We start from the raw sequence: 22,478 nt of genomic DNA, 5'->3' as shown, positions 1-22,478 counted from the left end.
TTCAGCCCTCCGAGGGGGCGAGGCGCGTCAGTTCCGCCTCGGTCGACTTGAGCAGGTCGGTCCAGGACGCCTCGAACTTCTCGACGCCCTCGTCCTCCAGGAGCTGGACCACTTCGTCGTACGAGATCCCGAGCTTCTCGACCGCGTCGAGCTCGGCGCGGGACTGCTCGTACGTACCGGCGATGGTGTTGCCGGTGATCTGTCCGTGGTCCTCGGTGGCGAACAGGGTCGCCTCCGGCATGGTGTTCACGGTGTTCGGCGCGACCAGGTCGTCGACGTACAGGGTGTCCTTGTACGCCGGGTCCTTGACGCCGGTCGAGGCCCACAGCGGACGCTGCTTGTTGGCCTGCGCCTTGTCGAGGGCCGCCCAGCGCTCCGAGCCGAAGACCTCTTCGTACGCCTGGTAGGCGAGCCGCGCGTTGGCCAGACCGGCCTTGCCGCGGGCGGCCTTGGCCTCGTCGGTGCCCAGCGCGTCGATCCGCTTGTCGATCTCGGTGTCCACGCGGGACACGAAGAAGGACGCCACGGAGTGGATCTTCGACAGGTCCAGGCCGCGGTCCTTGGCCTTCTCCAGGCCCGCCAGGTAGGCGTCCATGACCTTGCGGTAGCGCTCCAGCGAGAAGATCAGCGTGACGTTGACGCTGATCCCGAGGCCGATGACCTCGGTGATCGCCGGCAGACCCGCCTCGGTGGCCGGGATCTTGATCAGGGTGTTCGGTCGGTCCACCAGCCAGGCCAGCTGCTTGGCCTCGGCGACGGTCGCGGTGGTGTTGTGGGCGAGACGGGGGTCGACCTCGATCGACACCCGGCCGTCCTGGCCCTGCGTCGAGTCGAAGACCGGACGCAGGATGTCGGCGGCGTCACGGACGTCCGCCGTCGTGATCATGCGGATGGCCTCTTCGACGGTGACCTTGCGGGCGGCGAGCTCGGTGAGCTGCTGCTCGTAGCCGTCACCGCTGCTGATCGCCTTCTGGAAGATCGACGGGTTGGTCGTGACGCCCACCACGTGCTGCTGGTCGATCAGTTCGGCGAGGTTGCCGGACGTGATCCGCTGGCGCGACAGGTCGTCCAGCCAGATCGCGACGCCTTCCTCGGAGAGGCGCTTGAGTGCGTCTGTCATGGAAAATGCATCTCCTACGTGTCGGTATGCCAGCGTCAGCGCTGGACTGCGGCGATCGATTCCTTGGCTACTGCGGCGACGTTCTCGGCAGTGAAGCCGAACTCCTCGAAGAGGACCTTGCCGTCGGCCGACGCGCCGAAGTGCTCCAGGGAAACGATGCGACCGGCATCCCCTACGTACTTGTGCCAGGTGAGACCGATACCGGCCTCGACCGCGACGCGCGCCTTGACGGACGGGAGCAGAACGCTCTCCCGGTACCCCTGGTCCTGCTCCTCGAACCACTCCACGGACGGCATCGACACGACCCGCGTCGGCACACCCTCCGCCTGGAGCAGCTCACGGGCGCCGACGGCCACGTGGACCTCGGAACCGGTCGCGATGAGGATGACCTCGGGCGCGGCGCCCTCGGCCTCGAAGAGGACGTAGCCACCCTTGGCCGTGTCCTCGTTGGCCTCGTACGTCGGCACGCCCTGGCGGGTCAGCGCGAGGCCGTGCGGGGCGCCCTTGCCGAAGACCTTCGTCCAGCGCCGGAGGATCTCGCGCCAGGCGATGGCCGTCTCGTTGGCGTCGGCCGGGCGGACGATGTTCAGGCCCGGGATGGCGCGCAGCGTGGCCAGGTGTTCGACCGGCTGGTGCGTGGGGCCGTCCTCGCCGAGGCCGATGGAGTCGTGCGTCCATACGTACGTCACCGGTACGTGCATCAGCGCGGAGAGGCGTACCGCGTTGCGCATGTAGTCGGAGAAGACGAGGAAAGTACCGCCGTAGATACGGGTGTTGCCGTGCAGCGCGATGCCGTTCATCTCGGCGGCCATCGAGTGCTCGCGGATACCGAAGTGGATCGTACGGCCGTACGGGTCCGCCTCCGGCAGCGGGTTGTCCGCCGGGAGGAAGGAGGACGTCTTGTCGATGGTCGTGTTGTTCGAACCGGCCAGGTCGGCCGAGCCGCCCCACAGCTCCGGGATGACCGCACCCAGCGACTGGAGGACCTTGCCGGACGCGGCACGCGTGGCGACACCCTTGCCCGCCTCGAAGACCGGGAGCTTCTCCTCCCAGCCCTTGGGCAGTTCACCAGCGGCGATACGGTCGAACTCGGCGGCGCGCTCCGCGTTGTTGTTGCGCCACTCCTGGAACGACTTCTCCCACTCGGCCTTGGCCTGACGGCCGCGCTCCAGCGCCTCGCGGGTGTGGTTCAGGACCGCGTCCGAGACCTCGAAGGACTGCTCGGGGTCGAAGCCGAGGACACGCTTGGTGGCCGCCACCTCGTCGTCGCCGAGCGCCGAGCCGTGCGCGGCCTCGGTGTTCTGGGCGTTCGGGGCGGGCCAGGCGATGATCGAGCGCATCGCGATGAACGACGGCTTGTCCGTGACCGCCTTGGCGGCCTGGACGGCGTTGTAGATGGCGTGCGGGTCGAGGTCGCCGTCCGGCTTCGGGGCGATCCGCTGCACGTGCCAGCCGTACGCCTCGTACCGCTTGGCGACGTCCTCGGAGACGGCCGTCTCGGTGTCGCCCTCGATCGAGATGTGGTTGTCGTCCCACAGCAGGACCAGGTTGCCGAGCTTCTGGTGGCCGGCCAGCGAGGACGCCTCCGCGGAGATGCCCTCCTGGAGGCAGCCGTCACCGGCGATCGCGAAGATGAAGTGGTCGAACGGGGACTCCCCTTCGGGTGCCTCCGGGTCGAACAGACCGCGTTCGTAGCGGGCGGCCATGGCCATGCCCACGGCGTTGGCGACACCCTGGCCGAGCGGACCGGTCGTCGTCTCGACGCCCGTCGTGTGCCCGTACTCCGGGTGGCCAGGGGTCTTGGAACCCCACGTCCGGAACGCCTTCAGGTCGTCCAGCTCCAGGCCGAAACCGGCCAGGTACAGCTGGGTGTAGAGGGTCAGGGACGAGTGGCCGGCGGACAGTACGAAACGGTCGCGCCCGACCCAGTCGGCGTCCGCCGGGTCGTGCCGCATCACCTTCTGGAAGAGGGTGTACGCGGCGGGGGCCAGGCTCATCGCCGTACCGGGATGGCCGTTGCCGACCTTCTGTACGGCATCGGCGGCCAGGACGCGGGCGGTGTCGACGGCCCGCTGGTCCAACTCGGTCCACTCGAGGTCTGTGGTGGTCGGCTTGGTGCTCACCCTGGGTCAGGGCTCCTCTCCACATGTCTAATGCCGGAGTCCTCTGTGTCCACCGGCTGCCGGGGGCTGACACCCTCGGCCTTTGTCGAGCCTACCCTCGTAAGAACGTGCAGTATTTCGAGTCATTCCAGACTGCCGGGACTGCTTCGCGTCCGCCTCCCGACCACTGCCGGACTGCAATACGAAGCGCGCCGTCCGAGTGCTCAATGGAGCCACGTCACGCCCGTCACAAAGCACCCCCCAACACGACCCCACCCCCGCGAAGGGCGGGGTCTGGGCAACGTCTAGAGTGGCGTGGTAAGCGCGAGCCTCTACCGGGACTTCACAGCCGGGGGCTTGTTGGAATGTCTCTGTCAGGGGTGTGCGTGACGGCCGTTGAATCCCGTCCAGCGGGGATGACCGGGACGAGTCAGAGCCCGAGCCACCGGCCGTTCGGGGCCCGTGTCATGGCGTTCGTGGCTCTCACCAAGCCGCGGATCATCGAGCTGCTGCTGATCACCACCGTTCCGGTGATGTTCCTGGCGGAGCAGGGTGTACCGGATCTGGGACTCGTCCTGCTCACCTGCCTCGGCGGCTATCTCTCCGCGGGCGGCGCCAACGCGCTCAACATGTACATCGACCGTGACATCGACGCGCTCATGGACCGCACCTCGCAGCGCCCGCTGGTCACCGGCATGGTCAGCCCGCGCGAGTGTCTGGCGTTCGGCATCACCCTCGCCGTCGTCTCCACCCTCCTCTTCGGCCTCACGGTCAACTGGCTGTCGGCCTGGCTGTCGCTGGGCGCGCTCCTCTTCTACGTGGTCGTCTACACGATGATCCTCAAGCGGCGTACGTCGCAGAACATCGTGTGGGGCGGCATCGCGGGCTGTATGCCGGTCCTCATCGGCTGGTCCGCGGTCACGAACTCGCTCTCCTGGGCGCCGCTCATCCTCTTCCTGGTCATCTTCTTCTGGACCCCGCCGCACTACTGGCCGCTGTCCATGAAGGTGAAGGACGACTACGCGCGCGTGGGCGTCCCGATGCTCCCGGTCATCGCCTCCAACAAGACGGTCGCCCGGCAGATCGTGGCGTACAGCTGGGCGATGGTCTTCGTCTCGCTGCTGCTCACTCCGTTGGGTTACACCGGCTGGTTCTACACGTCGGTGGCGCTGGCGGCGGGTGGGTGGTGGCTGTGGGAGGCGCATGCCCTGCAGGGGCGTGCGCGGGCCGAGGCGTCGGGGGGCAAGCTCAAGGAGATGCGGCTGTTCCACTGGTCGATCACCTATGTGTCGCTGCTGTTCGTGGCTGTCGCGGTGGATCCCTTCCTGCGGTAGTTCGGCCGCGGGTGCGATGTGGCCGGTCGCGCCCCGTGGCGGAGCCACTGATGTCGCAGCCCCGCGCCCCTATGGGGCGCCCCGGTCGCCGGTGTTACGTGGGCAAGGCCACTTCCACCCGCCGTCGCCAGCCGATCTACTCGTCGGTAGCATCCTGGCCATGGCAGACACGCAGCAGGTTGACGAGACCGCCGACGCCAAGCAGACAGCCAAGGCGGAGCGCAGGGCGGCCAAGCTGGCCAAGCGGATCGAGGGCTTCGCCAAGCAGCACGGCGGTGCCGAGGGGCAGGTGGCGTACATCGGGGAGCGCGGGGCCCGGATCGTGCTCGTCGGTGAGGACGGCGGCTGGGGCGACCTCGTGGCCCCCACGTACGCGATCGCCCAGCAGGCCGTCGAGAAGGCCGGCATCACCGTCCACGAGGACTTCGACGGCGAGTTCGCGGCCAAGGTGACCACCGGGCCGTACGAGTGGACACGCATGGCGGGAATCCAGGTGGGCGGGCCGGGCAAGCCGTGAGGTGCGGGGAGTGGCCGGTCGGCGTCGGTCGTTCCCACGGGGTGTGCGCGAGCAACACCTGATTGTCGGTTCACCCGTTAGGACCTTAGGAACACACGGTCCAGTCACGGGGAGCCCGGATGATCGAAACGCCGTCCCTCGTGGACCAGTACTGCCACGGCGTACTGAGAACAGAGCTGGGCCTGGGCACCTTCGAGGCCCAGCTCGCGCGTACCGAGGGGCCGCCCGCCGCCGGTACCACCCTCTTCGACACCCAGACCGGGTTCGCCGTACGCCGCTGGTGCCCCCCGCTGCTCGGCCTGGAACCGCACGCCTCCCCCGCCCGTTATCTCGCCCGGCGCCGTGAACTCGGCGTACTGGAATCGGGCCGGCGGCTGCTGCGGGGGAGCGGAATCACGACATATCTGGTGGACGCCGGGCTGCCCGGCGACCTCACTGGGCCCGGTGAGATGGCCGCCGCGGGGGCCGCCGACGCCCATGAGGTCGTCCGGCTCGAACTCCTCGCCGAACAGGTGGCCGACACCTCGGGCACCGTCGAGTCCTTCCTCGCCAACCTCGCCGAGTCGGTGCACGGCGCGGCGACGAGCGCCGTCGCCTTCACCTCCGTGGCGGGCGTACGGCACGGACTGGCGCTCGCGCCCGATCCGCCCGGGCCGGGGGAGGTCCGGGGCGCGGCGGGCCGCTGGCTGGCCGGGCGCCGGGTCGGCGGCACGCTCAGCGACCCGGTGCTGCTGCGCCACCTGCTGTGGATCGCGATCGCCTCGGGCCTGCCGCTCCAGTTGCACGCCGGACTGGGCGAACCGGGCTTACGTATCGACCGCACCGACCCGGTCCTGCTCACGGACTTCGTCCGGGCGACGGCCGGCCTCGGCACCGACCTGGTGCTGCTGCACGGGTACCCGTACCACCGCCACGCGGCCCACCTCGCCGGGGTCTTCCCGCATGTGTACGCCGACCTGGGCGCCGCCCTGGTCCGCACCGGTGCCCGGGCCGCCGCCATCCTCGCCGAGATCCTCGAACTCGCCCCGTTCGGCAAGATCATCTTCTCCAGTGGTGCCCACGGCCTGCCCGAGCTCCATGTGGTGGGCGCCCGACTCTTCCGCGAGGCCCTCGGCCAGGTGCTCGGCGGCTGGGTCGCCGAGGGGGCGTGGTCGCTGGGGGACGCGCAGCGGGTGGCGGGACTGATCGCGGCGGGGAACGCGCGGCGCGTGTATGGGCTGGGGTGAGGTGTGAAGACTGGGGGCATGACGACACACGGGACTCGTACGGATGCCTCGACCGAGGCCCTGCTGGACCGCTTCCTGGGAGAGCTGGGAGCACTCGCCCCGGTCGCCGTCTGGGCCCACGGATCGCTCGGCGGCGGCGACTACCAGGAGGGCCGCAGCGACCTCGACCTGATCGCCGTCCTGGAGGGGCCGATCGGGCCGGGCACCGCCTGGCGGGTGGGAAAGCTGCACGCCCGTCTGCGCGCGCACCCGCTCGCCCCGCTGCTGCACTGCACCTACCTGTCCGACGCGACGACGGCCAACCCCGGGCGACGGCACCTCACCTGGGCGCACAGCCAGTTGTTCCGGCGCACCGTCACCCCGGTGACCCGGCGCGAGCTGCACGCCTTCGGACGGGTGCTGCACGGGAAGGCTCCCGGGGAGCTGCTTCCGGTGGTGCCGGACCGGCAGCTGACCGACTTCGTCGTACACGACCAGCGCGACTTCTGGCGGCCCGTCGTGGACAAGGCCCACCTCTGGACTCAGGACGTCTGGGTCGATCTGGGGCTGGTCACCTTCGCCCGGGCCACCATGACCCTGAGGGACGGCAGCCTGATCTCGAAACGGGAGGCACTGGACCTGCTGCCGGGGCTGGGGGCACCCGCGGAGGTCGTCGAGGACATCGCGCGGCGGCGGTACCGGCAGGAAGGCGGACCGGACGACGAAGGGTGGCGCGAGCGGCGAGCCGAGCTGACGCGGGACTACCTGGGCGGCGCGATCGACCGTCTGGTGACCTCGTACAGCTGATGCCCTGAAGAACGTCTACGCGCGCGTGCCGACCGTCGCCTCGGTCGCCGGGCCGGGTACGTCGGCCGGGGCGGGGAGCGCGGGGCGCTCGCGCAGGGCCAGCAGGACACGCAGGACGGCGATCCACACCAGTGCCGAACCGAGCATGTGCAGGCCGACCAGGACCTCGGGGAGGTTCGTGAAGTACTGGACGTATCCGATGACGCCCTGGGCGAGCAGGATCAGGAACAGGTCCCGGGTGCGGTCCAGCGGGCCCTTGGGGGCGTCGACCGCCTTCAGGACGAACCACAGGGCGAACGTCAGTGTCACCACGATCCAGGCGAGCACCGCGTGCAGCTTGCTGACGTTCTCCCAGTCGAGCGGCATGCGTTCGATCTCGCTGGAGTCACCCGCGTGCGGGCCCGACCCGGTCACCACCGTGCCGACGGCGATCAGCAGGACCGTGGCGACCACCAGGAACCACACCAACTGCTGCACGGCCTTGCCGACCAGCGGCTGGGGCGCCCCGTCGCCCTCCTGCGTGCGCTGCCACATCACCGCGGCGACCGCGATCAGGGCCGAGGAGAGCAGGAAGTGGGCCGCGACCGTGTACGGGTTGAGGCCGACCAGGACTACGACGCCGCCCAGGACCGCGTTGCTCATGACGACCCAGAACTGCGCCCAGCCCAGCCGGGTCAGACTGCGGCGGTACGGCTTCTCCGAGCGGGCGGCGATGATCGCCCAGCCGACCGCCGCGCACAGCACGTACGTCAGCATGCGGTTGGTGAACTCGATGACGCCGTGCACGCCCATCGCGCTCGTCGTCGTCAGCGAGTCGTCGGTGCACTTGGGCCAGGTCGGGCAGCCGAGGCCCGAACCGGTCAGCCGTACGGCACCGCCGGTGACCACGATGACCACCGACATGACGAGCGCGGCGAGCGCCGCACGCCGCACGGTACGGGGGGTCGGCGTCCAGCGGGCGGCGATGAGGGCAAGCGGGTTCCGCACGGCGGACAGGGCCTCGGCGGGGGTCATCTTTGGCACGCGTCCCATCGTAGGCGGCTGCTTGTGCACGCTTTCACGAGGGGTCCCCCGGCCCCTCGGTCACCTCTGAGGCCAGCTCCCACCGCTCACTCCCAGCGGAAGAACCGGCCGGCCGCCGCCAGTCCCACGACCGCCCACACCGCGAGGATCCCCAGGTCGCCCCACGGCATCCCGGCGCCGTGCTGCAGCACGTCCCGCAGCCCGTCCGACAGGGCCGAGATCGGGAGCAGGCCCAGTACGTCCTGGGCGCCGGCCGGGAACTTGTCCAGGGGGACGATCACCCCGCCACCCACCAGGAGCAGCAGGAAGGCGAGGTTCGCGGCGGCCAGCGTGGCCTCCGCCTTCAGGGTGCCCGCCATCAGCAGGCCGAGGCCCGAGAAGGCGGCCGTGCCGAGGAGGAGCAGGAGGAGCACGGCGAAGGGGTTGCCGTGCGGGGACCAGCCGAGCGCGAAGGCGATGGCCGTCAGCAGGGCGACCTGGAGGACCTCGGTGACCAGCACGGACGCTGTTTTCGCCGTCATCAGGGCCCAGCGGGGGAGAGGCGAGGAGGCGAGCCGCTTCAGGACGCCGTAGCGGCGCTCGAAGCCCGTCGCGATGGCCTGGCCGGTGAAGGCTGTGGACATGACCGCGAGCGCGAGGATGCCCGGGGCGAGGAAGTCGACGGCCTTGCCGGCGCCCGTGTCGACGATGTCCACCGAGCCGAACAGCAGCAGGAGCAGAGCCGGGATGATCACCGTCAGCAGCAGCTGCTCGCCGTTGCGCAGCAGCATCTTCGTCTCCAGGGCCGCCTGCGCCCCGATCATGCGGGGGAGCGGGGCGGCACCCGGCTGTGGGGTGTACGTGCCCGTACCGCCGGCGGTGGTGGTCATGAACGCAGCTCCTTGCCGGTCAGCTCCAGAAAGACGTCTTCCAGGGTGTGCCGTTCCACCGAGATCCGGTCCGGCATCACCCCGTGCTGGGCGCACCAGGACGTCACCGTCGCGAGGAGCTGCGGGTTGACCTTGCCGCCCACGCGGTAGGCGCCCGGGGTCAGTTCGACGGCTGTGCAGTCCGCCGGGAGGGCCTTCAGCAGGGAGTGCACGTCCAGGCCGGGTCGGCCCATGAAACGCAGGGTGTTCTCGGCGCCGCCGCGGCACAGCTGTTCGGGGCTGCCCTGGGCGATGACCTTGCCGGCGTCGATGATCGCGACGTCGTCGGCGAGCTGCTCGGCCTCGTCCATGTGATGGGTGGTGAGGATGACGGAGACGCCGTCGGCGCGCAGGTCGCGGACCAGGTCCCAGGTGGCGCGGCGGGCCTGGGGGTCGAGGCCGGCTGTCGGTTCGTCGAGGAAGACCAGCTCGGGGCGGCCGACGACGGCCATCGCGAGCGCCAGACGCTGCTGCTGGCCCCCGGAGAGGCGGCGGTAGGTCGTCCGGCCGCAGCTGCCGAGGCCGAGGCGCTCGACGAGGGCGTCCACGTCGAGCGGGTGTGCGTGGAGTTTCGCCACGTGGCGGAGCATCTCGTCGGCGCGGGCGCCCGAGTAGACACCGCCGGACTGGAGCATCACGCCGACCCGTGGACGCAGGGCGGCGGCCTCCCGCACGGGGTCGAGGCCCAGGACGCGCACCGTCCCGGAATCCGGTCTGCGGTACCCCTCGCAGGTCTCGACGGTGGTCGTCTTGCCCGCGCCGTTCGGGCCGAGTACGGCGGTGATGCCCGCCAGGGCCACCAGGTCGAGGCCGTCCACCGCGGTCTTCGTTCCGTACCGCTTCACCAGGGCCTGGACCTGGACCACGGGCTCGCTTCGCATGGTTCCAGAGTCTAGGTACGGGAAGGTGGGCCCAGGCGCGCGGGGCCGGATCAGGACCCGTTCGTGGCCCGGTGCGGGCCCGGCTCCGGGTGTGCTCCTGTGCTGCTCCGGGGCGGTCTCTGATCGATCAAAGATCGTTTCCGCAGGTCAGGTTAGGTGAGCCTAAGTGATGCAGGGCACCGTCGTGCGGGCCGGACGCGGCTTGCCGTGCTCTGAGGAATTACGCAACAATGGTGTTGTGAAATACGACGGCGGGGATGGCGAGGGCGCGGCGGCCTCCACGGGCGCCCCCCAGGAGGAGATCGCGACCGGTGAGCGCTCGACGCGCAACCGGGTCGCGCGATCCATCCTGGACCACGGACCGTCGACCGTCGCCGAACTCGCCGGGCGCCTGGGACTGACCCATGCGGCCGTACGGCGTCACCTGGACGCGCTCGTCGCCGACGACGTCGTACAACCGCGTGAGCAGCGGGTCTACGGGGCGCGTACCCGTGGCCGGCCCGCCAAGGCCTTCGCGCTCACCGACTGCGGACGCGACGCCTTCGACCAGTCGTACGACAAGCTCGCCATGGACGCGCTGAGCTGGATCGCAGCGCGCGAGGGCGGCGACGAGGCGGTGCTCACGTTCGCGCGTGCCCGGTTCGCCGAGCAGGCCGCGAGCTACCGTGAGGCCGTCGAGGCCGCCGGCCCCGAAAAGCGCGCCGAAGCACTGGCCAAGGCCCTGAGCGCGGACGGGTACGCTGCTACGGCGCGCAGCGCACCGGTCGGAGAGCAGCTCTGCCAGCACCACTGCCCGGTGGTCCACGTCGCGGAGAAGTTCCCGCAGCTCTGCGAGGCAGAGGCTGAGATCTTCTCCCAGCTGCTCGGAACGCATGTCCAGCGGCTCGCGACCATCGCCCACGGCGACGGTGTGTGCACGACATTCATTCCCAAGGCCTCACACGCCTCGGCGCCACCTGCTCCACAGTTGTCCACCACCACCCATAAAGCATCTGCAAGTACCGCCGGGAGGAACCCAGCATGACGCTCCCCATCGAGGAGACCGCCCACCCCGAGCTCGAGGGTCTGGGTACGTACGAATACGGCTGGGCCGACTCCGACGTGGCCGGTGCCTCTGCCAGGCGCGGCATCAACGAGGACGTCGTCCGCGACATCTCGGCCAAGAAGTCCGAGCCGGAGTGGATGACCAAGCTCCGTCTGAAGGGCCTGCGCCTCTTCGACAAGAAGCCCATGCCCAACTGGGGCTCGGACCTGTCGGGGATCGACTTCGACAACATCAAGTACTTCGTGCGCTCCACGGAGAAGCAGGCGGAGTCCTGGGAGGACCTGCCCGAGGACATCAAGAACACGTACGACAGGCTCGGCATCCCCGAGGCGGAGAAGCAGCGCCTCGTCGCCGGTGTCGCGGCCCAGTACGAGTCCGAGGTCGTCTACCACCAGATCCGTGAGGACCTGGAGGAGCAGGGCGTCATCTTCCTCGACACCGACACCGCGCTGAAGCAGCACCCGGAGCTCTTCAAGGAGTACTTCGGGACGGTCATCCCGGTCGGCGACAACAAGTTCGCGTCGCTGAACAGCGCCGTCTGGTCCGGCGGGTCGTTCATCTACGTGCCCAAGGGCGTGCAGGTCGAGATCCCGCTCCAGGCCTACTTCCGTATCAACACGGAGAACATGGGCCAGTTCGAGCGGACCCTGATCATCGTCGACGAGGGTGCCTACGTGCACTACGTCGAGGGCTGTACGGCGCCGATCTACAAGTCGGACTCCCTGCACAGCGCGGTCGTCGAGATCATCGTCAAGAAGAACGCCCGCTGCCGCTACACGACCATCCAGAACTGGTCGAACAACGTCTACAACCTGGTCACCAAGCGCGCCGTGGCGTACGAGGGCGCGACCATGGAGTGGATCGACGGCAACATCGGTTCCAAGGTGACGATGAAGTACCCGGCCGTCTACCTGATGGGCGAGCACGCCAAGGGCGAGACCCTCTCCATCGCCTTCGCGGGCGAGGGCCAGCACCAGGACGCCGGCTCCAAGATGGTCCACATGGCGCCGAACACCTCCTCGAACATCGTGTCGAAGTCCGTCGCGCGCGGTGGCGGCCGTACGTCCTACCGCGGTCTCGTCGAGATCGGCGAGGGCGCCCACGGCTCCAAGTCCAACGTGCTGTGCGACGCGCTGCTGGTGGACACCATCTCCCGCTCCGACACGTACCCGTACGTCGACGTCCGCGAGGACGACGTGTCCATGGGCCACGAGGCGACCGTCTCCAAGGTCTCCGACGACCAGCTCTTCTACCTGATGAGCCGCGGGATGTCCGAGTTCGAGGCGATGGCGATGATCGTGCGCGGCTTCGTCGAGCCGATCGCCAAGGAACTGCCCATGGAGTACGCGCTGGAACTCAACCGGCTGATCGAGCTCCAGATGGAAGGTTCGGTCGGCTGATCGCCGGTCGCCGTCCCATCAAGCCACTTACGCAGGAAAGAGAGCAGACCGACAGCCATGGCTGAGGCCCAGAATATTCCGGTGGGCAGCACCACCGCCGGCTCGATCGCGGTTGCTGCCGCGGCCGAGTCGACCGTTGCCACGCGCATGAGCGCGCCCCCCTCCTTCGACGTGGCGGACTTCCCCGTCCCCCACGGCCGCGAGGAGGAGTGGCGGTTCACCCCGCTGGAGCGCCTGCGCGGGCTGCACGACGGCACCGCCGTCGCCACCGGCACCGGCGTGAAGGTGGACGTCCAGGCACCCGCAGGCGTCACCGTCGAGGCCGTCGGCCGTGACGACGCGCGCCTCGGGCGGGCCGGCACCCCCGTGGACCGCGTCGCCGCCCAGGCGTTCAGCTCCTTCGAGGCGGCCGGTGTGATCACCGTCCCCAAGGAGATGGTCCTCACCGAGCCGATCCGCGTCGCCGTGCACGGCGAGGGCGGGGTGCGCTACGGCCACCAGCTCATCGAGCTGGGCGCCTTCGCCGAAGCGGTCGTCATCATCGACCACACCGGTGACGCCGTGATCGCCGCCAACGTCGAGTACGTCCTCGGCGACGGCGCCAAGCTCACCGTCGTCTCCATCCAGGACTGGGACGACCAGGCCGTGCACGTCGCCCAGCACAGCGCGCTGATCGGCCGCGACGCCACCTTCAAGTCCTTCGTGGTCACCTTCGGCGGCGACCTCGTACGCCTCCACCCGCGCGTCTCCTACGCCGGTCCCGGTGGCGAGGCCGAGCTGTTCGGCCTGTACTTCACGGACGCCGGCCAGCACCAGGAGCACCGCCTCCTGGTCGACCACAACACCCCGCACTGCAAGTCGAACGTCGCCTACAAGGGCGCGCTCCAGGGCGAGGGCGCCCACGCGGTGTGGATCGGCGACGTGCTGATCGAGGCCAAGGCCGAGGGCACCGACACCTACGAGCTGAACCGCAACCTGGTTCTCACGGACGGCGCCCGCGTGGACTCCGTACCGAACCTCGAGATCGAGACCGGTGAGATCGTCGGCGCCGGGCACGCGAGTGCCACCGGGCGGTTCGACGACGAGCAGCTGTTCTACCTGATGGCCCGCGGCATCCCGGCCGACGAGGCCCGCCGACTGGTCGTCCGCGGCTTCTTCGCCGAGCTGGTCCAGCAGATCGGTGTCGACGACATCGAGCAGCGCCTCCTCACGAAGATCGACGAGGAGCTGGAGGCGTCGGTCTGATGACTGCCTCCCCGACGTTCGTACGCGCCTGTGGGCTGAGCGAGCTGGACGAGGACACCCCCAAGCGGGTGGAACTCGACGGCACGCCGGTCTCGGTCGTCCGTACCGAGGGCGAGGTGTTCGCGATCCACGACATCTGCTCGCACGCGAACGTCTCGCTCTCCGAGGGCGAGGTGGAGGACTGTCAGATCGAGTGCTGGCTGCACGGCTCCAGCTTCGACCTCCGCACCGGCAAGCCGTCCGGCCTTCCCGCGACGCGCCCCGTCCCCGTATACCCCGTAAAGATCGAAGGGGACGACGTGCTCGTCTCCCTCACCCAGGAGTCCTGAGGAACCCATGGCAACGCTTGAAATCCACGACCTGCACGTCACCGTCGAGGCCGACAACGCCACGAAGGAGATCCTCAAGGGCGTCGACCTCACCGTGAAGCAGGGCGAGACCCACGCCATCATGGGCCCCAACGGCTCCGGCAAGTCGACCCTCGCCTACTCGCTCGCCGGTCACCCGAAGTACACGATCACCGGTGGCACCGTCACCCTCGACGGCGAGGACGTCCTGGAGATGTCCGTCGACGAGCGTGCCCGCGCGGGCCTGTTCCTGGCGATGCAGTACCCGGTCGAGATCCCCGGCGTCTCCGTCTCCAACTTCCTTCGTACGTCCGCCACCGCCATCCGCGGTGAGGCGCCGAAGCTGCGCCTGTGGGTCAAGGAGGTCAAGGAGGCCATGCAGCGCCTCAACATGGACCCCTCCTTCGCCGAGCGCAACGTCAACGAGGGCTTCTCCGGCGGTGAGAAGAAGCGCCACGAGATCCTCCAGCTGGAGCTGCTCAAGCCGAAGATCGCGATCCTCGACGAGACCGACTCCGGTCTGGACGTCGACGCCCTGCGCATCGTCTCCGAGGGCGTCAACCGCGTCCGCGAGAGCGGCGAGGTCGGCACCCTGCTGATCACGCACTACACACGCATCCTGCGCTACATCAAGCCCGACCACGTCCACGTGTTCTCGGCCGGCCGGATCGTCGAGTCGGGTGGCCCCGAGCTCGCCGACAAGCTGGAGAACGAGGGCTACGAGTCGTACGACGTGAAGGGTGGCGTATCCGAGTGACCCAGCTGCCTGGCCTCCTCGACACAGAGGCGATCCGTAAGGACTTCCCGATCCTCGACCGGGTGATCCACGACGGCAAGAAGCTCGTTTACCTGGACAACGCGGCGACCTCGCAGACGCCCCGCCAGGTGATCGACACTCTCTCCGAGTACTACGAGCAGCACAACGCCAACGTGCACCGTGGCATCCATGTGCTCGCGGAGGAGGCCACGGCGCTGTACGAGGGCGCGCGCGACAAGGTCGCCGCGTTCATCAACGCGCCCAGCCGCGACGAGGTGATCTTCACCAAGAACGCCTCCGAGTCGCTCAACCTCGTGGCCAACATGCTCGGCTGGGCCGACGAGCCCTACCGGGTCGACCACGAGACCGAGATCGTCATCACGGAAATGGAGCACCACTCCAACATCGTGCCGTGGCAGCTGCTCGCGCAGCGCACGGGCGCGAAGCTGAAGTGGTTCGGCCTCACGGACGACGGCCGGCTCGACCTCTCGAACATAGACGAGGTCATCACCGAGAAGACGAAGATCGTCTCCTTCGTGCTGGTCTCCAACATCCTGGGCACGGTCAACCCGGTCGAGAAGATCGTGCGCCGCGCGCAGGAGGTCGGGGCCCTGGTCCTGATCGACGCCTCGCAGGCCGCCCCGCACATGCCGCTGGACGTACAGGCCCTCCAGGCCGACTTCGTGGCCTTCACCGGCCACAAGATGTGCGGCCCGACGGGCATCGGGGTGCTGTGGGGCCGCCAGGAGCTGCTGGAGGACCTCCCGCCGTTCCTGGGCGGCGGCGAGATGATCGAGACCGTGTCGATGCACTCGTCGACGTATGCTCCCGCCCCGCACAAGTTCGAGGCGGGCACTCCGCCGATCGCGCAGGCGGTCGGCCTCGGTGCGGCGATCGACTATCTCTCCGCGATCGGCATGGACAAGATCCTCGCCCATGAGCACGCGCTCACCGAGTACGCGGTGAAGCGGCTCGGCGAGGTTCCCGACCTGCGGATCATCGGCCCGTCCACGGCCGAGGACCGGGGGGCGGCGATCTCCTTCACGCTCGGGGACATCCATCCGCACGACGTGGGCCAGGTCCTCGACGAGCAGGGCATCGCGGTCCGTGTCGGCCACCACTGCGCCCGGCCGGTCTGCCTGCGCTACGGAATTCCTGCGACCACGCGAGCGTCGTTCTATCTGTACTCCACACCGGCCGAGATCGATGCTTTGATCGACGGCTTGGAGCACGTACGGAACTTCTTCGGCTGAGGAGCTGGCTGAGTCGTGAAGCTTGATTCGATGTACCAGGAAGTCATCCTGGACCACTACAAGCACCCGCACGGGCGCGGTCTCCGGGATGGCGACGCCGAGGTGCACCACGTCAACCCGACATGCGGCGACGAGATCACCCTGCGCGTGAAGTACGACGGCACGACGATCAGCGATGTCTCGTACGAGGGCCAGGGCTGCTCGATCAGCCAGGCGTCGGCCTCCGTGCTGAACGAGCTCCTGGTCGGCAGGGAACTGTCCGAGGCGCAGAAGATCCAGGAGACCTTCCTGGAGCTGATGCAGTCCAAGGGCAAGCTCGAACCGGACGACGAGATGGAGGAGGTGCTGGAGGACGCTGTCGCGTTCGCCGGTGTCTCCAAGTACCCGGCCCGGGTGAAGTGCGCGCTGCTCAGCTGGATGGCGTGGAAGGATGCGACGGCCCAGGCCCTGGGCTCGGACGCCGCCGAAAGGAAGACGGCATGAGCGAGACCATTGAGATGAAGCCGGCCTCGGAGGACGAGGTCCGCGAGGCGCTGTACGACGTCGTCGACCCCGAACTGGGCATCGACGTCGTCAATCTGGGCCTGATCTACGGCATCCACATCGACGACGCGAACATCGCGACGATCGACATGACCCTGACGTCCGCGGCCTGCCCGCTCACGGACGTCATCGAGGACCAGGCCAAGTCCGCCACGGACGGCATCGTCAACGAGCTGCGCATCAACTGGGTGTGGATGCCGCCGTGGGGCCCGGACAAGATCACGGACGATGGACGGGACCAGTTGCGGGCGCTCGGGTTCAACGTCTGAGGGCCACTCGAACGAACACCGCATGCGAAAGCGGCGGCACCCTGCTCGGGTGCCGCCGCTTTCGCATGCGTCTCAGGCCAGCGGGGCCACCACGCGGAAGGAGAAGTCCTGCCGGTTGGTCGTGTTGTAGCCGTACGGGTCCAGGCGCAGCTGGAAGTTCCTGTGGCGCAGTGCGTAGTTGGGGTAGTTGACCGACTGGATCACGGTGCCCGAATTCCCCGCGTACCCGGCGCAGAAGGTGGCGTCCTGCTTGAACAGCGAGGAGCCGTCGTTGCGGTCGGCGCGCAGGATGAAGTCACGGTGGCGCAGGTACTTGCCGTCGTGCGTCTTGAACGAGTAGCAGGAGCCGTTGGACAGTCCCGGCACCAGGCTGAAGCTGGAGTCTTCGCGGGACTCCGAGCCGCCGACCGGATCGAGCCTCACCAGACCGCCTGACACGTGCCAGTAGCGGCCGGGGTAGTTGATCGACTCGACGGACCTCAGGGAGGAGCGGTCCGGCGTCGTGGGCGCGGCCGAGGACTTGCTGGGGGACGGGGAGGCGGCGGGCTTCCCGGGGGCCTGAGAGGCGGGAGCGGAGGCGGAGCCCTTGACGTCCGGAGCGGGGGCGGGAGTCGTGGCGGCCGAGGTGGTCGGCTGCGCCGACGACAGGCCGCTCTTTCCGCCCGGGGGCACGCTTTCGGACGCCGACGGGGAGGCGAAGGTGAGCAGCCCGGGGTACGTCGAACCGGGCGAAGGCGCGGGTATCTTCGCCACCGGTACCGGATCCTCGGCCTGCCGGTCCGTGATGACGATCGCGGTCACACAGGCGGCAACGACCGACAGGGCCAGGGTGCCCGCCATCCAGAGCCGCCGCGTCCCGGGCACACGCGAGGTGTCCGGGGCCCAGCCGTTCTCCCACGGTTGAGTTGGGATGAGCCGGGGCTTTTCTTCTGTCATGCGCTGTTCCTCCGGCGTCGCCTGTGGCGAACGTGTGAACGTGTGGTTGAAACAGTAATGGACGCGAGGCTAGGTGACGTCCAGTGCCGTGAGAAGGGTTGTTTCCTCAATGAGACCGGAGGACGGGGGAGTTGGTGGCGTGGTGCGGAGTGCGGGTGGATTTGGGCAGGTACTGTGTACGACCGTACACATCAATGCGTACACTCGTACACATGGGATATGTGTTGTTGGTCGGAGCCATCGCCGCCGAGGTGGGCGCCACGACCGCGATGAAGTACAGCGACGGTTTCAGCAGGTTGTGGCCCTCCGTGCTGACCGGTCTGGGGTATGCCGTCGCGTTCGTGCTGCTCGCGCAGACGCTGAAGACCGTGTCCGTCGGTACGGCGTATGCGATCTGGTCGGGGATCGGCACGGCGGCCGTCGCGACGATCGGGGCGGTGTTCCTCGGGGAGGGCATGAGTGTGACCAAGGTCGCGGGAATCGTGCTCATCATCGGCGGGGTCGTCGTGCTCAACCTGGGCGGTGCGCACTGATGGTGCGGCGGTACGACCCCGAGCGGCGCCAGCGGATCATCGACGCGGCGATCCGGGTGGTGGGGGAGAAGGGGATCGCCGGGCTGAGTCATCGGTCGGTGGCCGCGGAGGCGGATGTGCCGCTGGGGTCCACGACGTATCACTTCAGCACCCTTGACGAGCTTCTCGTCGCCGCGCTGCGGCAGGCGAACGAGGGGTTCGCGAAGGTGGTGGCCGCGCGGGGTGGGCTGCGGGACGACCGGCTCGATCCGGCGGGGGAACTCGCCGGGCTGTTGGGGGAGTGGCTCTCGGGGGACCGGGCGGGGGTCGAGCTGGAGTGCGAGTTGTACTTGGCGGCGCTTCGGAGGCCGGCGTTGCGGCCCGTGGCGGCCGAGTGGGCGGAGGGGGTCGTGGAGTTGCTGGGCGGGCGGACGGACGCGGTGACGGCCCGGGCGTTGGTGGCGGTGATGGACGGGATCTGTCTGCAGGTGCTGCTTACCGGCGGTGCTTATGACGAGGGGTTTGCTCGGGAGGTGTTCGGGCGGGTGCTGCGGGGGTGAGGGGGGAGTTTTCTCGCCCCCGCCGCCCCTACCCGTCCCATCCCTCCCCCAGAGGGGGACCCCCACTGGGGGCTGCGCCCCCAGACCCCCCACCGGCCCTGAACGGGCCTTGTCCTCAAGCGCCGGACGGGCTGGAAATGCGGGCCGGTGCTGAGGGACGCTGCCTTGTTCTCAACGGCCGGACGGGCTGGAAATGCGGGCCGGTGCTGAGGGACGCTGCCTTGTTCTCAACGGCCGGACGGGCTGGAAATGCGGGCCGGCGCTGAGGGGTGCTGCCTTGTCCTCGAACTCAGGTCAGCCCTGTGACCGGTCCTTGAGATCCGGTCCGTAGCGGTTCGCCCGGGCGGGCTCCCTCAAGTTAGGTTTTCTCCATGACCGACACGACTGCTCCCCGCACCACCGGCGCCGTGGCCGCCGGGTTCGCCACCGTCGCCGCTGACGGCACCGTTCTCGACACCTGGTTCCCCGCCCCCGAACTGTCCGCCGAGCCCGGCCCCGCCGGAACCGAGCGGCTGTCCGTCGAGCGGGCCGTCGAGGCGCTCGGCGAGGGTGCGGCGAAAGCCGTCGGGCCGGACGCGCGCCGGGGTGTCGAGGTGGTCGCGGTCCGCACGGTCATCGCTTCCCTCGACGACAAGCCGCTCGACGCGCACGACGTCTACCTCCGCCTCCACCTGCTCTCGCACCGGCTCGTGCAGCCCCACGGGCAGTCCCTGGACGGCATGTTCGCCCACCTCGCCAACGTCGCCTGGACCTCGCTCGGGCCGGTCGCCGTGGACGACGTCGAGAAGGTGCGGCTCAACGCCCGCGCCGAGGGCCTGTACCTCCAGGTCACGTCCATCGACAAGTTCCCCCGGATGACCGACTACGTGGCCCCCAAGGGCGTCCGCATCGCCGACGCCGACCGGGTACGCCTCGGCGCACACCTCGCCGAGGGAACGACCGTCATGCACGAGGGCTTCGTCAACTTCAACGCGGGCACGCTCGGAACGTCGATGGTCGAGGGCCGCATCTCCGCCGGCGTCGTGGTCGGCGACGGGTCCGACATCGGTGGCGGTGCCTCCACGATGGGCACGCTGTCCGGTGGCGGCCAGGTCCGTATCACCATCGGCGAGCGCTGCCTGGTCGGCGCCGAGGCCGGTGTGGGCATCGCGCTCGGCGACGAGTGCGTGGTCGAGGCCGGGCTGTACGTCACCGCCGGCACCCTCGTCACCATGCCCGACGGACAGATCGTCAAGGCCCGCGAACTCTCCGGTGCCTCCAACATCCTCTTCCGCCGCAACTCCGTCACGGGCAGGGTCGAGGCCCGCCCGAACAACGCGGTCTGGGGCGGGCTGAACGAGGTCCTGCACAGCCACAACTGACGTAGCCGTATCGGTACCCGTACGGGTACGCACGGCAACGTCCCAAGATCACGTACGGGTTACTCCGCGTGACCTCGTCCGGCTTCAGGCAGATGAACGGGTGGACACAGTGTCCGACGATCAGATGTCGAAGCAGGACGAGGGGCGGAGCTCATGACGAACGAGCGGGCGAGGATCGCTGCGCGCTGGCTGACGGGGGCGGCCACCGCGGCCGTGGTCTGCGGGCTCCCCGCGGGGACGGCGTGCGCGGACGAGTACAACACGAACTCGCACAACGGTCCCAAGATCGGGCTCGTCAACGTCGGTCAGATCGACGACCCGATGGAGGACGTGCTGGAGCACTTCCTGCTGTTGGGCGACGGGTATCGCTGGGAATGATCCATGGCTCTGGGGAGGGGCGAGGTCCGAAACGGACCTCGCCCCTCCCCCGCCGCCGGACTCTATGCGGTCAACTCCTCGTACGCCGTCAGTAGTTGGTCCGTCGTCCTTCGCTCGGCCGGACGTAGTGGCGCTCGTACCGGGCCCGAGGGCAGGTCCAGTCGCCCGAGCAGGGCCTTGGCCGTCACCGCGCCCGGCAGTCCCGACGCCGTCATCAACTCGGTGAGCGGAAGCGCCCGTTGCTGGAGCCGGGCGGCCTCGGCCGTGTCGCCCGCGTCGAACGTGTCGATGACCGACCGGAAGTGACGGGGGATCACATTGGCCACGGTGCTGATGTATCCGGCGCCGCCCAGTGCGTACAGCGCCAGCACGTACTCGTCGCAGCCCGTGTAGAACGCCAAGTCGGTCCGGGACAACACCTTCTGGGTGCCCATCAGGTCGTACGCGCAGTCCTTCACGGCGACGATCCTCGGGTGGCCGGCGAGGCGGATCATCGTCTCCGGCTCGATGCGGACACCGGTGCGGCCCGGGATGTCGTACAGGGCGAGGGGCAGCGAGGAGGCGTCCGCCAGTTCCCGGAAGTGGGCCTCGATCGCGTCCTGCGGGGGGCGGCTGTAGTAGGGGGCGACCGCCAACAGGGCGTCCGCGCCCGCCTTTTCGGCGGCCCGCGCCAGTTCGACGGAGTGCAGGGTGTCCGCGGTGCCGATGCCCGCCAGGATCGACACTCCCGCACCGACCGCCTCCCGCACCGCCCGTACCAGTGCCGACTTCTCCGCGTCCGTCGTGGTCGGGGACTCGCCCGTCGTGCCGGAGAGGACGAGGCCGTCGCAGCCGCCGGTCACCAGCCGGCCGGCGAGCCGCTGGGCGCCGTCGAGGTCCAGGGCGCCCTCTGCGGTGAAGGGGGTGACCATCGCACACAGGGCGCGGCCGAAGGGGGGAGCGGACGGCACGGGTGGTGTTGTCATGCGAACAGTCTCGGCAAGGAGTTCATGAAGCTCCACTTAAATCTTGTACCTGGTATTCGTAAGCAATGCTTTCGGTTTGGGGGGTCGGAAAGCGGGAGGCGCTGGTGCCAACTCGGGGCTCCATGGGTCACCATGGGTGGGACGGTCACCGAACAGCAGGTCATGGGAGGCGTCATGAGGCTCGGCAAGGCACTCGCCACCGGTGTCGCGGAGGAACAGGTCCCCGTCCGTGAGGAGGAACTCCAACTCCCCGAAGAAGTCGATGAGTTGGAGGCATCCGTCGAAGAGACTCCGGTCGCCCGATGAGGCTGCGGCTCCCCGAGGAACGTCCGGCGGAGCCGCCGACCGGATACAAGATCGCCCACCCGGTGCTGTCCCAGGACGGCACCCGGGCCGGGTTCACCGGGGTGTCGCTGGGCGGCGCGCTGCCGTACGGGGTGCTCGCCGACGCGTCCTGCGTCTACGGTCTGCGACACCGTGCGCCGAACCGCCGCTGCGACTGCGGTTTCCACTGTGTGCACGACCGGGCGACAGCCGAGGGGTTGCTGTGCACCGCCGAGCACCGGTCGGCCGTGCTGCTCGACGTCACCGTCCTCGGTGCCTACATCCGCTTCGAGCTCGGCTTCCGCTACGCCCGGCAGCGGGTGCGCGTCGCGACCGTCGGGCCCTGTGCCTGCGGTGCGGTCGCCGCCGTGCTCGCCGACGCGGGCTGGGGAAGGCCCGGGTGGCGCGGTCTGGCCGCCGCGTGCGCGGGCTGCGTACGAGGGCGTACGTCCGTGTCGCTCGCGGGGTTCGCGCGGCTGGCCGGGGACGGGCTGCGGGTCGTGGCGGGGAGCGGCGGCGCCACTTCGGTCGGCGATCTCCCGGGCGTGGCCGAGGGGCTGGGGGTGCCCGAACTCGTCGCCGAGGCCGCCCTGTTGCAGGCCCGGCTCGACTGGTTCCAGGGTCAGTTGGCGCGACTGGACGAGCGAGGCCCGGGCAACGGGCTCAAGGGGTAGGGGAGTTGGTCT

At 69.2% G+C, this 22,478-nt stretch carries 25 protein-coding genes; 18 read left to right on the top strand and 7 right to left on the bottom strand.

The genetic code is table 11. The annotated features are described in order from the left end of the window. Position 1: 1 nt before the first annotated feature. Together tal and tkt are read right to left on the bottom strand one after the other, a co-directional pair. Positions 2 to 1,120, bottom strand: a complete 1,119-nt coding sequence (gene tal / locus OHN74_RS09550) for a transaldolase (RefSeq protein WP_327694095.1) — start codon at positions 1,118 to 1,120, stop codon at positions 2 to 4. Positions 1,121 to 1,155: 35 nt separating this feature from the next. Further along, on the bottom strand, positions 1,156 to 3,243 hold the full coding sequence (gene tkt, locus OHN74_RS09545; protein ID WP_327694094.1) for a transketolase: 2,088 nt from the start codon (positions 3,241 to 3,243) through the stop codon (positions 1,156 to 1,158). Positions 3,244 to 3,638: 395 nt separating this feature from the next. On the opposite strand from tkt, the gene OHN74_RS09540 reads away from it, so the two are divergent. The 4 genes from OHN74_RS09540 to OHN74_RS09525 all read left to right on the top strand — a co-directional run bounded on the left by OHN74_RS09540 (position 3,639) and on the right by OHN74_RS09525 (position 7,085). Next, on the top strand, positions 3,639 to 4,556 hold the full coding sequence (locus OHN74_RS09540; protein ID WP_327694093.1) for a heme o synthase: 918 nt from the start codon (positions 3,639 to 3,641) through the stop codon (positions 4,554 to 4,556). A gap of 160 nt (positions 4,557 to 4,716) precedes the next feature. Then, positions 4,717 to 5,073, top strand: coding sequence for a hypothetical protein (locus tag OHN74_RS09535; RefSeq protein WP_327694092.1), 357 nt, complete (start codon positions 4,717 to 4,719; stop codon positions 5,071 to 5,073). 119 nt (positions 5,074 to 5,192) lie between these two features. Continuing rightward, on the top strand, positions 5,193 to 6,299 hold the full coding sequence (locus OHN74_RS09530) for an amidohydrolase family protein (RefSeq protein WP_327694091.1): 1,107 nt from the start codon (positions 5,193 to 5,195) through the stop codon (positions 6,297 to 6,299). An 18-nt stretch (positions 6,300 to 6,317) separates the two neighbouring features. Continuing rightward, the gene (locus tag OHN74_RS09525) at positions 6,318 to 7,085 is read left to right on the top strand and encodes a nucleotidyltransferase (protein ID WP_327694090.1); all 768 of its coding nucleotides are present in this window, start codon (positions 6,318 to 6,320) and stop codon (positions 7,083 to 7,085) included. Positions 7,086 to 7,100: 15 nt separating this feature from the next. Here the strand turns inward: OHN74_RS09525 and OHN74_RS09520 are convergent, their stop codons facing one another. From OHN74_RS09520 to OHN74_RS09510, 3 genes are all read right to left on the bottom strand, one after another. Beyond that, positions 7,101 to 8,117, bottom strand: a complete 1,017-nt coding sequence (locus OHN74_RS09520) for a COX15/CtaA family protein (protein WP_327694089.1) — start codon at positions 8,115 to 8,117, stop codon at positions 7,101 to 7,103. 77 nt (positions 8,118 to 8,194) lie between these two features. Further along, positions 8,195 to 8,977 (bottom strand): ABC transporter permease, encoded by a 783-nt coding sequence (locus tag OHN74_RS09515; RefSeq protein ID WP_327694088.1) that lies wholly within the window; start codon positions 8,975 to 8,977, stop codon positions 8,195 to 8,197. Then, a complete protein-coding gene (locus tag OHN74_RS09510) occupies positions 8,974 to 9,897 on the bottom strand; it encodes an ABC transporter ATP-binding protein (RefSeq protein ID WP_327694087.1) in 924 nt (307 codons plus the stop codon). The genes OHN74_RS09515 and OHN74_RS09510 overlap by 4 nt, the downstream gene beginning before the upstream one ends. A gap of 202 nt (positions 9,898 to 10,099) precedes the next feature. On the opposite strand from OHN74_RS09510, the gene OHN74_RS09505 reads away from it, so the two are divergent. Genes OHN74_RS09505 through OHN74_RS09470 form a run of 8 tightly spaced genes read left to right on the top strand, consistent with a single transcriptional unit; the run spans position 10,100 to position 16,756 of the window. Next, positions 10,100 to 10,921 (top strand): helix-turn-helix transcriptional regulator, encoded by an 822-nt coding sequence (locus tag OHN74_RS09505; RefSeq protein WP_327700054.1) that lies wholly within the window; start codon positions 10,100 to 10,102, stop codon positions 10,919 to 10,921. Next, entirely contained in the window at positions 10,918 to 12,342 is a 1,425-nt protein-coding gene (gene sufB / locus OHN74_RS09500; RefSeq protein WP_327694086.1) for a Fe-S cluster assembly protein SufB, read from the top strand. Before OHN74_RS09505 ends, sufB begins: the two co-directional genes overlap by 4 nt. 57 nt (positions 12,343 to 12,399) lie before the next feature. Beyond that, on the top strand, positions 12,400 to 13,587 hold the full coding sequence (gene sufD, locus OHN74_RS09495) for a Fe-S cluster assembly protein SufD (RefSeq protein WP_327694085.1): 1,188 nt from the start codon (positions 12,400 to 12,402) through the stop codon (positions 13,585 to 13,587). After that, positions 13,587 to 13,916: a non-heme iron oxygenase ferredoxin subunit gene (locus OHN74_RS09490; protein ID WP_055524031.1), complete on the top strand. Its 330-nt coding sequence runs from the start codon at positions 13,587 to 13,589 to the stop codon at positions 13,914 to 13,916. Before sufD ends, OHN74_RS09490 begins: the two co-directional genes overlap by 1 nt. A 7-nt stretch (positions 13,917 to 13,923) precedes the next feature. Next, complete coding sequence (sufC, locus tag OHN74_RS09485) at positions 13,924 to 14,691, top strand: Fe-S cluster assembly ATPase SufC (protein WP_327694084.1); 768 nt, start codon at positions 13,924 to 13,926, stop codon at positions 14,689 to 14,691. Beyond that, on the top strand, positions 14,688 to 15,944 hold the full coding sequence (locus tag OHN74_RS09480; RefSeq protein WP_327694083.1) for a cysteine desulfurase: 1,257 nt from the start codon (positions 14,688 to 14,690) through the stop codon (positions 15,942 to 15,944). Before sufC ends, OHN74_RS09480 begins: the two co-directional genes overlap by 4 nt. A 15-nt stretch (positions 15,945 to 15,959) precedes the next feature. Continuing rightward, positions 15,960 to 16,427 (top strand): Fe-S cluster assembly sulfur transfer protein SufU, encoded by a 468-nt coding sequence (gene sufU / locus OHN74_RS09475; RefSeq protein ID WP_327694082.1) that lies wholly within the window; start codon positions 15,960 to 15,962, stop codon positions 16,425 to 16,427. Beyond that, entirely contained in the window at positions 16,424 to 16,756 is a 333-nt protein-coding gene (locus tag OHN74_RS09470) for a metal-sulfur cluster assembly factor (protein WP_053741509.1), read from the top strand. The genes sufU and OHN74_RS09470 overlap by 4 nt, the downstream gene beginning before the upstream one ends. Before the next feature lie 72 nt (positions 16,757 to 16,828). Here OHN74_RS09470 and OHN74_RS09465 read toward each other — a convergent pair whose 3' ends face one another. Next, entirely contained in the window at positions 16,829 to 17,692 is an 864-nt protein-coding gene (locus tag OHN74_RS09465; protein ID WP_327694081.1) for an AbfB domain-containing protein, read from the bottom strand. A 212-nt stretch (positions 17,693 to 17,904) separates the two neighbouring features. Between OHN74_RS09465 and OHN74_RS09460 the strand changes: the two genes are divergently transcribed. The 4 genes from OHN74_RS09460 (at position 17,905) to OHN74_RS09445 (ending at position 20,503) form a co-directional block, all read left to right on the top strand. Then, positions 17,905 to 18,225, top strand: a complete 321-nt coding sequence (locus OHN74_RS09460; protein ID WP_327694080.1) for a DMT family transporter — start codon at positions 17,905 to 17,907, stop codon at positions 18,223 to 18,225. Next, the gene (locus OHN74_RS09455) at positions 18,225 to 18,764 is read left to right on the top strand and encodes a TetR/AcrR family transcriptional regulator (RefSeq protein WP_327694079.1); all 540 of its coding nucleotides are present in this window, start codon (positions 18,225 to 18,227) and stop codon (positions 18,762 to 18,764) included. Before OHN74_RS09460 ends, OHN74_RS09455 begins: the two co-directional genes overlap by 1 nt. Positions 18,765 to 19,135: 371 nt before the next feature. After that, a complete protein-coding gene (gene dapD / locus OHN74_RS09450) occupies positions 19,136 to 20,125 on the top strand; it encodes a 2,3,4,5-tetrahydropyridine-2,6-dicarboxylate N-succinyltransferase (protein WP_327694078.1) in 990 nt (329 codons plus the stop codon). A 153-nt stretch (positions 20,126 to 20,278) separates the two neighbouring features. Beyond that, entirely contained in the window at positions 20,279 to 20,503 is a 225-nt protein-coding gene (locus tag OHN74_RS09445; RefSeq protein WP_327694077.1) for a hypothetical protein, read from the top strand. A gap of 62 nt (positions 20,504 to 20,565) precedes the next feature. Here the strand turns inward: OHN74_RS09445 and dapA are convergent, their stop codons facing one another. Further along, on the bottom strand, positions 20,566 to 21,468 hold the full coding sequence (dapA, locus tag OHN74_RS09440; protein WP_327694076.1) for a 4-hydroxy-tetrahydrodipicolinate synthase: 903 nt from the start codon (positions 21,466 to 21,468) through the stop codon (positions 20,566 to 20,568). Positions 21,469 to 21,642: 174 nt separating this feature from the next. Here dapA and OHN74_RS09435 point away from each other — a divergent pair, with 174 nt between their 5' ends. Then, complete coding sequence (locus OHN74_RS09435; RefSeq protein ID WP_327694075.1) at positions 21,643 to 21,774, top strand: hypothetical protein; 132 nt, start codon at positions 21,643 to 21,645, stop codon at positions 21,772 to 21,774. Beyond that, on the top strand, positions 21,771 to 22,466 hold the full coding sequence (locus tag OHN74_RS09430) for a hypothetical protein (RefSeq protein WP_327694074.1): 696 nt from the start codon (positions 21,771 to 21,773) through the stop codon (positions 22,464 to 22,466). Before OHN74_RS09435 ends, OHN74_RS09430 begins: the two co-directional genes overlap by 4 nt. The last annotated feature ends 12 nt before the right edge of the window (positions 22,467 to 22,478 follow it).

The organism is Streptomyces sp. NBC_00459, assembly GCF_036013955.1.
Taxonomy (GTDB): Bacteria; Actinomycetota; Actinomycetes; order Streptomycetales; family Streptomycetaceae; genus Streptomyces.
The sequence above is the reverse complement of the archived record's forward strand: the minus strand, read 5'-3'. Positions and strand labels throughout refer to the sequence as shown.